Source organism: Sporosarcina sp. FSL W7-1349, assembly GCF_038003045.1.
Taxonomy (GTDB): Bacteria; Bacillota; Bacilli; order Bacillales_A; family Planococcaceae; genus Sporosarcina.
In genome coordinates this window covers 349,701-362,542 of the sequence record NZ_JBBOOK010000002.1, presented here as the reverse complement: position 1 = coordinate 362,542, position 12,842 = coordinate 349,701, and the positions used below count along the sequence as shown (strand labels likewise).

General features: G+C 48.4%; 11 protein-coding genes. 10 read left to right on the top strand and 1 reads right to left on the bottom strand.

The window, feature by feature from the left end; translation table 11 throughout:
* Positions 1–25: 25 nt before the first annotated feature.
* The 9 genes from MKY41_RS15680 to MKY41_RS15640 all read left to right on the top strand — a co-directional run bounded on the left by MKY41_RS15680 (position 26) and on the right by MKY41_RS15640 (position 10,934).
* On the top strand, positions 26–1,003 hold the full coding sequence (locus MKY41_RS15680) for a siderophore ABC transporter substrate-binding protein (RefSeq protein ID WP_340745981.1): 978 nt from the start codon (positions 26–28) through the stop codon (positions 1,001–1,003).
* A 162-nt stretch (positions 1,004–1,165) separates the two neighbouring features.
* A complete protein-coding gene (locus tag MKY41_RS15675; RefSeq protein ID WP_340745980.1) occupies positions 1,166–3,196 on the top strand; it encodes a FapA family protein in 2,031 nt (676 codons plus the stop codon).
* Positions 3,197–3,316: 120 nt separating this feature from the next.
* Positions 3,317–4,126 (top strand): zinc transporter ZupT, encoded by an 810-nt coding sequence (gene zupT, locus MKY41_RS15670; RefSeq protein WP_041071728.1) that lies wholly within the window; start codon positions 3,317–3,319, stop codon positions 4,124–4,126.
* A gap of 530 nt (positions 4,127–4,656) precedes the next feature.
* Positions 4,657–5,862 carry an MFS transporter gene (locus tag MKY41_RS15665; RefSeq protein WP_340745979.1) on the top strand — a complete coding sequence of 402 codons (1,206 nt, stop codon included), beginning with the start codon at positions 4,657–4,659 and terminating at the stop codon, positions 5,860–5,862.
* 218 nt (positions 5,863–6,080) lie between these two features.
* Positions 6,081–6,737 carry a uracil-DNA glycosylase gene (locus tag MKY41_RS15660; protein WP_340745978.1) on the top strand — a complete coding sequence of 219 codons (657 nt, stop codon included), beginning with the start codon at positions 6,081–6,083 and terminating at the stop codon, positions 6,735–6,737.
* Between the two features lie 8 nt (positions 6,738–6,745).
* Positions 6,746–8,479, top strand: coding sequence for an ABC transporter ATP-binding protein (locus MKY41_RS15655; RefSeq protein WP_340745977.1), 1,734 nt, complete (start codon positions 6,746–6,748; stop codon positions 8,477–8,479).
* A 56-nt stretch (positions 8,480–8,535) separates the two neighbouring features.
* Positions 8,536–9,129 (top strand): DNA-3-methyladenine glycosylase, encoded by a 594-nt coding sequence (locus MKY41_RS15650; RefSeq protein WP_340745976.1) that lies wholly within the window; start codon positions 8,536–8,538, stop codon positions 9,127–9,129.
* Between the two features lie 69 nt (positions 9,130–9,198).
* Entirely contained in the window at positions 9,199–9,717 is a 519-nt protein-coding gene (locus tag MKY41_RS15645; RefSeq protein WP_340745975.1) for a type 1 glutamine amidotransferase domain-containing protein, read from the top strand.
* Between the two features lie 161 nt (positions 9,718–9,878).
* The gene (locus MKY41_RS15640; protein WP_340745974.1) at positions 9,879–10,934 is read left to right on the top strand and encodes a YkvI family membrane protein; all 1,056 of its coding nucleotides are present in this window, start codon (positions 9,879–9,881) and stop codon (positions 10,932–10,934) included.
* A gap of 60 nt (positions 10,935–10,994) precedes the next feature.
* Here the strand turns inward: MKY41_RS15640 and hmpA are convergent, their stop codons facing one another.
* Positions 10,995–12,182: an NO-inducible flavohemoprotein gene (gene hmpA, locus MKY41_RS15635; protein ID WP_340745973.1), complete on the bottom strand. Its 1,188-nt coding sequence runs from the start codon at positions 12,180–12,182 to the stop codon at positions 10,995–10,997.
* Positions 12,183–12,380: 198 nt separating this feature from the next.
* Between hmpA and MKY41_RS15630 the strand changes: the two genes are divergently transcribed.
* Positions 12,381–12,824, top strand: a complete 444-nt coding sequence (locus MKY41_RS15630; RefSeq protein ID WP_340745972.1) for an Rrf2 family transcriptional regulator — start codon at positions 12,381–12,383, stop codon at positions 12,822–12,824.
* Positions 12,825–12,842: the final 18 nt, after the last annotated feature.

The following is a 12,842-nucleotide window of genomic DNA, read 5'->3' as shown; positions in this document are numbered from 1 at the left end:
TCTTAAAGAAAAAGGATGGAAACTGATGAAGAAATTTTCAATCGCCTTAATGATGTTCGCCCTTATGGCTTTACTTGTAGCTTGCGGGTCAAAGGAAGAAACACCGGAAAGCTCAACAGCCAACGAAAATAATGAACAAAGCGAGCAAAGTGAGCCAGCTGCAGAAAATGAAACATTGACCATCACTCACGAATTGGGAGAAACAGCTGTTGCCAAAAATCCTGAAAAAGTGGTCGTCTTTGATTTCGGAGCACTAGATACATTGGATGAGCTTGGAGTGGAAGTGGCTGGTTTGCCACGCGCCAACGTCCCTGGATACCTTTCAAAATACGACGATGACAAATATGTGAATGTTGGCAGCTTGAAAGAACCGGATTTTGAAGCGATTCATGCGATGAAACCGGATCTAATTTTGATTTCTGGACGTCAATCGGAACTATACGATCAATTCACTGAAATTGCGCCAACGATTTTCGTTGGTGTTGACACTGCGCATTACATGGATTCATTTAAAAAGAACATGGGTACTCTTGCTGAAATCTTCAACAAAGAAGATGAAATGAACGCAGAGCTGGCAGAGATTGATGAGCAAATTGCAGCGATTAGCGAAAAAACTGCAGAGTCTGACAAAAAAGCATTGATCATCCTTGGGACAGAAGGAAAAGTAAGTGCATACGGCCCGAATTCCCGTTTCGGTATTATCCACGATGTATTCGGTTTTAAACCGGCTGACGAAAAAATTGAAGTTTCCACTCACGGACAAAACATTACATTTGAGTACATTTTAGAACAAAATCCGGATGTCCTATTTGTAATCGACCGTGACGCGGCAGTCAGCGAAGGTGCTAGTGCCAAGGATTCCATCGAGAATGATCTTGTGAAAAAGACCAATGCGTTCCAAAACGATAAAATGATTTACTTGAACGGTGAATATTGGTACCTATCCGGTGGCGGCTTGAAATCCATGAAAGAAATGGTTAAAGAAGTCGAAGCTGCTCTATAATAAGGGAGAAAAGAACCACTCTGCAATTATGCGGAATGGTTCTTTTTTTAGGATGAAAGTTGTGCTAATAATTAGAAAAGTACATAGGATATGATAGAATAAAAATACATAGAAAAGAATGAAAGGTGTGTTCAGATTAGCGTAGAAGTGAGGTGGGAAGACATGGGGAAGTCCATTACGGTCAAGGCGGAAACGATTGAAGAAGCCGTGCAACTGGCGTTATCCATCCTGGCTCTGCAAATGGAAGATGTGCACATCGAAGTCATATCCAATCCAGGCAGAACCCTTTTTGGTCTTCGAAAGACACTGGCGGAGGTGAATGTATCTCAAATTGTAGAACATTCCACCATTCCACACGCAATGATGAACATAGAAGAGGAACTGGATCGGGCGTTGCTCTCCGCCGTAGGAGAGGCGCCACATTACACAGGAATCGGCATTGCAGTCGAAAAAACGGAGTCCAAGTCACGAATCTATCAAAAACGGGTTGACACAGTCTTTAATGGCGATACGTATCCCGTTCTATGGCCGGCATCGAACGTCCGGCTCTATGTTAATGAACAACGGACGATGGACCGTGTTATCATCACGCCCGGAGACGAAGTGAAGGTTAAAATTAATGACGAATGGATCCCTCCGCAATTTTCCATTCAACTGATTGAGCATGATATGTTGGCCTTGCTTTCATTCACGCCTGGAAAAAAGCTAAGACGGACGCTAGCGGACACCGATTTTGCATCGGTCCTGTATATCGAGGCCGACGAGGAGACTGAACCGTATAATGATCTGGAGCCACAGAAAATCGTGGATCGGTTGAAAGAAATGGGTGTCCAGCAAGGGCTCATCTTTCCAACCATCAAAAAAGCGGTGGAGGCCTTGGAGCCGTTTGAAGCAATCGTAGCCAAAGGGGATCTTCCCGTTCCTGGATTGGACGGAGACCTGGAAGTGCATATCCGCTATGAAGACAAAACGCCGGAGGAGACCGAGCGTGTCGATTACCGTGAAATGAAGACCATCTTGAATGTGGAAGCAGGTCAGATCATCGCAACGAAGATTGCAGCGATACCTGGTAAAGAGGGGCGGAGCCTCCTCGGGGAAGTGATTCCGGTGAAACCGGTGAAAGACGTAATCATTCGAACCGGAAAGAATGCCAAGCAAATCGATCAGGATATTGTAGCGGTCATTTCGGGAAGGCCGACATTGGATTGGAGAGGAAAGTTCGTGAAAATCGACGTAAACCACGAATTGCATCATCGCGGTGAAATCAACTTAGAGAGTGGCAATATTCGGTTTGAGGGGGATGTCCGGATCGACGGCAATGTTCATCCATCAATGTTCGTTCGTGCATCCGGCAATCTGCACGTCGGGGGGACGGTGACAAAGGCCACCATCCATGCCATGAAATCCGCGTTCGTCAAAGGGAATGTGTTTTCGTCCACGGTTATCGTCGGCCAAGAGGAATTGATCATCGGAGAGCTTGTAATTCAATTGAAAGAGATCCTAGTTTACATGGAACAAATTCAGGCTGCCGTCCAACAAGTGTTTTTAGTCCGAGGGGAAACGGGCGATGACGTCGAGGAGGCCGAATTAAATTTGCTCATCCGCCTGTTGCTTGAGAAGAAATACACATCCTTTCAGGAATTAAATCGGGTGTTCATTCAAAACGTCAAAAACCATACACAGGACTTGACGTCGGAGTGGACGGAAATCGCGCAGAAGTGTTATGGCACATTTATCAGCTCATTGAATCAGGATGTTCGGGATATGGCAGGGCTCGAGCAACTGATTTTGGAAGCGCGGACACTCGTGGAGCTGTACGGGGAAACGCCGGAACCGACATCGATTTTGACGATTCCCTACGCCATCAACAGTGTCTTGCATTGCAATGGCGACATTGAGGTGATTTCCAAAGGCTTGTATCATTGTTCGGTGACTGCCGGTAGGGATGTTATCGTGCAAGGGCTTGTCCGAGGCGGGGAAATCAATGCCCGAGGCAAGGTGTCCTTGTTAGAGACGGGATCCAAGAATAATGTGAAGACGATTGTCAAGACGGGGCCGACTGGCAGCATCACGATTGGAACGGCACACGCCGGGACGGAAATACAAATAGGGGTCAAAAGACATCGTTTCATGCATCCGAAAATAGGGGTATTTGCAAGAATAAGCGAAATGGGAGAGTTATTGGTCGATTAATCGAACATTTGGATAGGAATGGTCATACGATAGAAACATCAATATTTTGGCCGAAATATTGTATAAAGGAAACTTTCATCATACAATAACACTATCTAGAAGTAGAAGGATGTTGGATGCATGGACGGAACGATTCTTTATGCCTTTGCCCTCACCCTGTTTGCAGGATTGGCGACGGGCATCGGTAGTTTACTTGCCTTTTTCACGAAACGGACGAATACTAAATTCTTATCAATAGCCTTGGGGTTCTCGGCGGGTGTCATGATTTATGTCTCGCTCATCGAAATTTTTGTCAAAGCGAAAGATGAGCTAGTTGCAGAACTTGGCATGACGCAAGGCTATTGGATGACAGTCGCCGGGTTTTTCGGTGGAATGCTGCTCATCGCGCTGATCGACCATTTCATCCCGGCGATCGGCAATCCGCATGAAGTAAAGAGTGTTGAGGATGTGGATGCAGGTCCGTCGAATGATGAGTATGCCAAGCTGAAGAAGATGGGTATGTTTACAGCGTTGGCGATCGCCATCCACAACTTTCCGGAAGGAATTGCGACATTTACATCGGCCTTGCAAGACCCGACGCTCGGGGTCGCCATTGCCATCGCAGTAGCTATTCACAATATCCCGGAAGGAATTGCTGTCGCCATCCCAATCTTTTACGCAACCGGCAACCGCAAGCAGGCTTTTAAACTGTCATTCTTGTCGGGACTTGCGGAACCGGTCGGTGCGATTGTGGCATTTTTGATACTGATGCCTTTTTTGAACGGTATCATGTTCGGCGTCATTTTCGCAGCAGTTGCGGGCATCATGGTGTTCATTTCTCTTGATGAATTGTTGCCGGCTGCGCAAAAGTACGATGAAGCCCACTTATCCATTTACGGATTAATGGCGGGAATGGCGGTTATGGCCATCAGTCTAATACTCGTTGCATAGACGAATAATGATAGAAAGGGGCTGTCCGAAAACCGGACGGCTCTTTTTGTATCGAATGGCGCCATGTCCTTTTGGTCTATCCCTGACCTCGAAACGGTTGGAATGAAGTCCACAACGTTCTGGTTCCACCTCACAACAAAATGTCGCCACCTCGAAACGAATGCACCAAATATCGCAACGTTTTTTCACCACATCTCGACCTCGAAACGTTTGGAATGAAGTCCCTAACATTCCGGTTCCACTACCCAACATAATCTAGCTACCTCGAAACATTTACGTAGAACCTCCCAACACTACTCTCACTTCTCAACGTTTTAGCCCAGCCTCCCAATGTTTTCTTAACACCTCTCAACGTTTCCCGAAAACCTCACAACCTCCATTCCGAACCTCCCAAAGCAACCCAAAACCTCCCAACATTCCTCAACAGGGCGGAAAAATTATTTTTTCAATGAGGGCATTGTGAATACTCGACAATTGTCGTATAGTTAAGTTGTCTTTACACCAGAATATACAATGAGAGGCAGATATATATGACAACTGGGAAGCAAACGATTTCTCGTAATAAATTATTAGGGATTGCCGGGACCGGCTGGATGTTCGACGCAATGGATGTTGGGATTTTATCTTTCGTCATCGCGGCCATTGCGGTGGATTGGCAATTATCTCCTTCCGAAATGGGCTGGATTGGCAGTGTGAACTCGATCGGGATGGCAGTCGGCGCATTTTGTTTCGGTTTGTTGGCTGATCGGATCGGCCGAAAACAGGTGTTCATGCTGACGCTCGTCCTGTTTTCGGTGGCAAGTGGCTTATCGGCGGCCACGACTACATTGGCTGCATTTCTCGTATTGCGGTTTCTAGTAGGGGCGGGGCTTGGCGGTGAATTGCCGGTCGCTTCCACGTTAGTGTCGGAAAGTGTCTCCGCGAAAGAGCGGGGACGGGTTGTCGTCCTGCTGGAAAGCTTTTGGGCGGCGGGTTGGTTGCTGTCCGCGTTGATCGCCTATTTCATCATTCCGGATTACGGTTGGCGGATTGCGTTGGTCCTCACCGCGTTACCTGCATTTTACGCCATTTACCTTCGACGGAACTTGCCCGATTCCCCGAAATTCGAACAAGAGGGCAAGCCGAAGGAAACGATTATGTCTAAAATGAAAGGCATCTGGACGAAGAAATACGCGCGCCGGACTTTGATGCTGTGGATTGTCTGGTTCACGGTCGTCTTCTCTTATTACGGCATGTTCCTTTGGCTGCCGAGTGTCATGGTCTTAAAAGGGTTCAGTATGATCAAGAGTTTCGGCTATGTCCTACTCATGACACTTGCCCAGCTGCCGGGCTATTTTACCGCGGCCTGGCTCATTGAGAAGGTCGGCCGGAAGTTCGTCTTGGCGACCTATCTGCTTGGAACCGCCGCGAGTGCACTTGCTTTCGGAAATGCGGATACCCTCGCGATGCTTTTGTTATCGGGGGCATTACTCTCCTTCTTCAACTTGGGTGCATGGGGCGCACTCTATGCGTACTCGCCGGAACAATACCCGACCGCTATTCGTGCGACTGGCTCCGGCATGGCGGCGGCTGTCGGTCGAATCGGCGGCATTTTCGGACCGCTGCTCGTCGGTTGGCTTCTCGCCGCAGACTACGGTTTCGGAACAATCTTCGGCATCTTCTGCGTCGCCATCGTCATTGGCGTTCTGGCCGTTGTATTTTTGGGGACGGAAACGAAACAGATGGAATTGGAATAACATTGGACCAGCCTTCTTGCAGGGGCTGGTTTTTTGTCGAGAGTCGATCTTATTTTGGGAATTTATAGCTTCCGCCGTCGTCTGAACAGTCCGGCTGATTACCCTTATGTTTGATTCCCCCCTCCAAACGAATTTTCAACAGAAGAACACTTAACGCCTTTCCTTTAGCCCGAACCCACACTTCTGCTAAAATGAAAACAAAAGAAAGGGGTGCTCGGATGTTTCGCATACCAGAGTCGATTGCGGATCTTGGCAAGCGGCGGATTGAAGGGTTTCCGGTAGAAGGGTTTGTCTATGGGGAAGGGCCGGAACATCCCGAGCTGATGTTGATCGGGGAAGCGCCTGGGGAGTTTGAGATTGTCGATGGCATTCCGTTTATTGGCCGGGCCGGCAAGGAATTGATGAAATCCTTGGGAACGATTGGATTAACACGTGAAGATGTATACATCACGAGCGCAGTTCGGAGCCGTCCGTATCGCTGGGGTACAAAGAAAGAGCGGGACGGGACAATGACGGAGCGGAAATACAACCGACCGCCGACGCAAAAAGAGATTTTGGCCCATGCTCCTGTCCTTGACTATGAACTTGTCAACGTCAAGCCGAAACTGATTGTCACCCTTGGCAATGTCGGCTTACAACGGTTACTCGGGAAATCGGCGAAAGTGACCGAGCTTCATGGACAATTGTTGGAACGTCCCATCCAATATTTACATGAACTTGAGGACCGCACTTTCCATTGGACGGAAAAACGCTATAAAATCGTTCCGACATTCCATCCGGCCTCTATTTTCTATCGGCCTTCGCATCGGCCAGACTTGGAAGCGGATTGGCTGGAAATTGGGCGCATTTTAACAGAAATGAAAAGCAAAGAATAGGTGATCCGATGAAAAACCAACCGATGCAAAAAGGGGAGACGAAGCAGTTTTTCGTTCTCTTGAAAGGGTTAAAGTGGCCGATCGGGGTCGCGGTTGTGGCACTCCTTCTTTCATTGATGGAAACGGCAGCCGGACTCGTCATCCCGCTTATCACAAGGGATCTGGTCGATACCTTGTCCAGTGCCCTGTTCAACTGGAAAACAGCGGCGCTGCTGTTCGTCATATTCATCATTCAAGCGGTGACCGGTGGCGTCTCATATTATTTATTGACGTACATCGGCGAGACGATTGTCGCCGATCTGCGGAGCCGGTTGTGGAATAAAGTGCTCCGCCTTCCGGTCCCTTATTTCGATGCAAATGAAACGGGCGAAACGATGAGCCGGATTACCCAGGATACGACAACATTGAAAGACTTGGTCACGAATCATCTCGTCACCTTCATATCCGGGCTGATTTCGATTGTCGGTTCAATCATCATTCTTTTCGTTCTCGATTGGAAAATGACCCTCATTATGCTGATCAGTATTCCGATCAGTATGGCGATCATGTTTCCGCTTGGCCGGATTATGCACAAAGTGGCGAAGGCGACGCAGGCGGAAATGGCATCCTTTTCGGGCCATCTCGGCCGTGTTTTAGGAGATATCCGCCTTGTCAAGACGTATCGAGCGGAGCCGATCGAGGCGGAGAAGGGCAGCCAGGCAATCCGGTCGCTTTTCGGCTTCGGCTTGAAAGAAGCGAGGATTCACGCTGTCATTTCGCCAGTGATGACCCTGATGATGATGAGCATCCTTGTCGTGATCCTTGGATATGGAGGTGCTCAAGTGTCGCGGGGTACTCTGTCAGCAGGTACCCTTGTGGCGATCATTTTCTTCATGTTTCAGATTATCATGCCGTTTGCGCAGATGGCTCAGTTTTTCACTTCTTTCCAGAAAGCGGTCGGGGCGACGGAACGAATCCAGACGATTCTGGGCCTGCCAAGCGAGCGGGCGGAAGGGCAAGAGGCTGTTCCATCAGGGAATATCCGATTTGACCATGTCTCATTTTCCTACGAAACGGGGAAACCGGTCTTATCGGATGTCTCGTTTGAAGTGCGACTGGGAACAGTCACGGCCTTTGTCGGACCGAGTGGCGGAGGGAAAACGACCCTCTTTTCATTGTTGGAAAGGTTTTACGCTCCCGTGGAAGGAGTAATTTCGATAGACGGAATGCCGATTGACAGGATCGCCTTGTCGGAATGGCGGAGGAAAATCGGTTACGTTTCCCAGGAGAGTCCGCTATTGAGCGGAACGATTCTCGATAATATTGCATATGGCTTGGAACGGCGCCCTTCCATGGAAGAAGTCCGGAATGCAGCGGAAGCGGCGAACGCACTGGATTTCATCGAAGCGATGCCCGACCAGTTTGAAACGCTGGTCGGCGAGCGGGGCATGAAGCTATCAGGTGGGCAACGGCAGCGGGTCGCTATAGCCCGTGCTTTACTCTATAATCCGGAAATTCTGCTGCTGGATGAGGCGACCTCCAATTTGGATAGCGGTTCGGAAACCCATGTGCAAGAAGCGCTCGCCCGGCTTATGGAAGGGCGAACGACTCTCGTCATCGCGCACCGGCTGGCGACCATCATTCATGCGGATCAATTGATCTTCTTGGAGAGCGGGGAAATCACCGGCAGGGGGACCCATGAAGAATTGTACCGCCATCATGCGCTCTATCGGGAATTTGCGCAAGGACAAGGATTGGCTTAACTTCATGTGTAGGGAGTCCCTGTTACGGATAAAGTAAGGGAGAGAGGAGGAGGACGTTGTACAAACCGGTTTCGGATTCATTTTTCAAAGAGCCTGTGTTGGAGTTGGCGTATCGTTTGGTCGGACAATATATTGTGCATGAATCGGAGGAAGGATTGATTGTCGCCCGCATTGTAGAGACGGAGGCGTACCATGGTCCGGAAGACCGTGCGGCGCATAGTTTCGGCAATCGCCGGACGAAGCGAACGGAGATCATGTTCGGAGAGCCCGGTTCAGTCTATACGTATCAAATGCATACGCATACGTTGATGAATGTGGTGGCAGGACCGGTTGGCACACCCCATGCCGTCCTCCTGCGTGCCGCGGAACCCGTAGTAGGTCAGGAACTGATGGAGGAAAGACGGGGCGGTCATCTGAAAATAACCGATTGGACAAATGGTCCGGGGAAATTATCGAAGGCCCTAGGCGTGACGATGCGATATTATGGCCATAATTGGGGTGAGGAACCGCTGTTCATTGCCGAAGGGCCGGGATCTGCGGAGATTGAAGCGGGACCCCGGGTAGGGATTGGTAATTCCGGTGAGGCGGTCCATTATCCATGGCGTTTCTATGAAAAAGATAATCCTTTTGTCTCGAAGTACCGGCCGTAGGTTTAGAAGATTCCATCCGTGGAATAGTAGCCATGGACCTTCATTTCAGAAAAGGAGTGTTTCGACAACATGGCTAAAATTGCAACGCTAATAACGGATTTGTTCGAAGACTCGGAGTTTACGAAGCCTGCGAAAGCATTCCGGGACGCTGGGCATACAGTGGAAACGATTGAAAAAGAGGCGGGCAAGGAAGTGAAAGGCAAGCAGGGTGATGCGACCGTGAAAATCGATCATGGCATTGATGAAGCGAAGCCGGATGATTACGATGCACTGTTCATCCCGGGCGGCTTTTCACCGGACCAGTTGCGGGCAGATGACCGTTTTGTTCAGTTCGCCAAACAGTTCATGGACGAGAAGAAGCCTGTCTTCGCCATCTGCCATGGGCCTCAGCTGCTTATCACGGCCAAAGCGTTGGAAGGCAGGGGAGCGACAGGGTACAAGTCGATCCAGGTCGATATGGAGTACGCAGGAGCGAAATATATGGACAAAGAAGTGGTCGTTTGTTCCGATCAATTGGTGACAAGCCGGACGCCTGATGATATCCCGGCATTTAACCGGGAATCGCTGAAACTATTGGAAGGAAAATGACAATAGCATAAATGACAAACCTTGATAGCTGCGGCTGTCGAGGTTTTTTTATTGATAAAGGCCCATGTATTCCCGTCTTAATACTGGTTGATTGCATGGTAAGGGCATGATAAAGTTAGACAAGTAAAATTCAGACAGACTTCTCTCAATTGGAGGACAATATGATAAAGATTATAAAAATGGGCAGTGCTTTTATCGGCATTATTGTAGGAGCCGGTTTTGCTTCTGGCCAAGAAATTTTGCAGTATTTCACAAGTTTTGGAATGTTGGGTATTGCAGCTGCTATCCTTTCCACCGCTTTGTTTGCGTATCTTGGCATGACATTGACAAGGATCGGCAGCCGTATGCGGACCACTTCCCATAAAGAAGCGATCTATCAAATCAGCGGCCGGTATATTGGAATCTTGGTCGATTATATTATCATTTTTACCTTGTTCGGTGTGGGAGTTGTCATGGTTGCCGGAGCGGGGTCCAATCTACAGCAACAATTCGGATTGCCGGCTTTCGTCGGGAGTTTGCTGATGATTGTGCTTGTCTACTTAACAGTATTATTGAATGTTGATAAAGTGGTGGGCGTGATTGGAAGTATTACGCCTTTTCTCATATTGTCGGTTATTGTCACATCGGTTTATTGTTTGTTTGCTATGGATGAGCCGTTCACCTCGTTGGATTCGTTTGCCCGTGACGTGCCGACAACGTTGCCGAACTGGTTCATCTCCGCGGTGAACTACGTTTCCTTCAATATTGCGGTCGGTGCCTCGATGTCCCTTGTCATGGGAGGCGCAGAGAAGGATGAACAGGTTGCCAAATGGGGCGGTTTCGTCGGAGGACTCGGCTTGGGGATTTTGATCCTGTTAAGCCATCTAGCGATTTTCTCGAAAATCCGCTCGGTCGCCGAGACGGAAATGCCGATGCTGGCCATCATCAATGAAATTTCCCCGGTTTTGGCGATTTTTATGTCGCTCGTTCTGTATGGTATGATTTTCAATACGGCCGTCAGCATGTTCTACGCGTTCGGGGCGCGGTTTATTCCAATCAATGCTCCGAGCTTCCGTCTTTTTGTCCTTATTTCACTTGTCATCGGATTTGCCCTGAGCTTCTTCGGGTTCACAAAACTCGTCGCTTATTTCTACCCGCTCATTGGCTATTTGGGCTTGTTCCTCGTCGGGGCATTAATTTTCGCGTCTTTCCGGCTGCCGAACAAATCTCCCCGGTAGTTACAAAAAAGTGGAATAGTAAAACGCCGTCCTCCGGTTTGGGGAACGGCGTTTTTCGTATTATGCGTGAGCCAATTCGAGTTGGACGGCTGGGCCGAAGAATTCGAAGTGGACTTTTTCTTTCGAGATGCCCATCGCATACAATTCAGTAATGACGGCTTGCATGAAGGCAGTCGGACCGCAGACATAGATGTCTCCGCCTTTCAACACGTTCGCTTCCAAGAATGCCCGGTTGATGAAACCATCCCCTTCTTCTGAATAAAGGACAGCGTATTTCGCATCCTTCATAGAAGCAGCCAATCGTTTGACATCCGTGTCAAATGCTTGGTGTTTCCGGGTACGTGCAGAATGCAGGAAGGCAACCGGACGTTCCGGTGATGTTTTCGCGATTGTTTCGAGCATGGCCATCATCGGTGTGACACCAACACCGCCACTGATCAATGTGACTGAAGTTGTGCTTTCCGTATTGAGATAGAAATCTCCAGCGGGCGCACTTACTTCCAATGTGTCGCCGACGTTTGCTTGTCGGTGCAAATAGACGGATACTTTTCCGTTTGGTTGGCATTCGTCTTCCCGTTTGACCGAGATGCGGAAATACTCTTCATTTTCCGCTTGAGACAAGCTGTATTGACGGTTCAATGTGTATTCTTCACCAGGAATCTTCACTTTCACTGTAATGTATTGGCCTGGTTTATAAGAAGGCAATTTCTTGCCATCGGCTGGTTTGAGGTAGAACGAAGTGATGACGTCACTTTCTTCCACTTTATCCGCAATCGTGAACTCTTTGAATGTTCTCCAACCGCCATTCGCTTGTTCCGCTGCGTCGTACATCTCTTTTTCGATACCGATGAATGCGTCGGCGATCACGCCGTAAGCTTCACCCCAAGCGGCGATGATTTCCGGAGTTGCTGCATCCCCGAGCACTTCTTTGATGGCGCCAAGGAGATGGTAGCCGACAATCGGATATTGGTCAGCCGTGATGCCGAGGGATTTGTGTTTATGCGCAATTTGAACGACAGCCGGAATGATGGCGCCCAAATTGTCGATATTGGCCGCTGCCGCATAGACCGTGTTGGCCAAAGCTGTTTGTTGACGGCCTTGGGATTGATTTGCGTGGTTAAAAATGTTCAGAAGTTCTGGATGTTCATTAAACATGTTTTTGTAGAATACAGTTGTGATCGTTTTTCCGTGCTCCTCTAATACGGGTACGGTTGATTTGATAATGTCGATTGTTTCTTGAGATAACATTGCGTGCACAACCTTTCTTGTTTTGTATGATTCAACAATAATCCTTTTTGTTATTTAAAGCTATATAAAAAATACAACTTTAATCAATGTTAGACACTTTGACACATTCCCTTCAATTTTTTGACACATATTGGAGCTACATTCCTTCAATGCTTTAACTGAAGGCGTTATAATAGTATTAGAAAGTGCGGTGAGATTATGCGTTTGACTATGTATACAGATTTTTCATTGCGACTCTTGATTTATCTCGGTGCAAAGGAAACGGGAGAACTGTCAACTGTCCAGGAAATCTCGGATGCGTATAAGATTTCGAAAAACCATTTGACAAAAGTCGCCCATGAATTGGGGAAAATGGGTCTCATCGAAACAGTCCGAGGCCGCGGAGGCGGAATCCGTTTGAATGTCGAACCGGATCAAATCAATATCGGCGAACTGGTGCGGAAGACGGAAGACGATTTCCATCTGGTCGATTGCTTCGTACCGGGTTCGACGAAATGCGTCATCGCTCCCGCATGCCGCTTGAAAGGCGCGTTGGCTCAGGCGATGAATGCGTATTTGGCGGTACTGGACAGTTATACGATTGCAGATTTCCTTGTCAATAAAGATGAGTTAGCTGCCTTATTATTTGAGCCGTCTTTGTGATAAAATGAAGGCGAACTT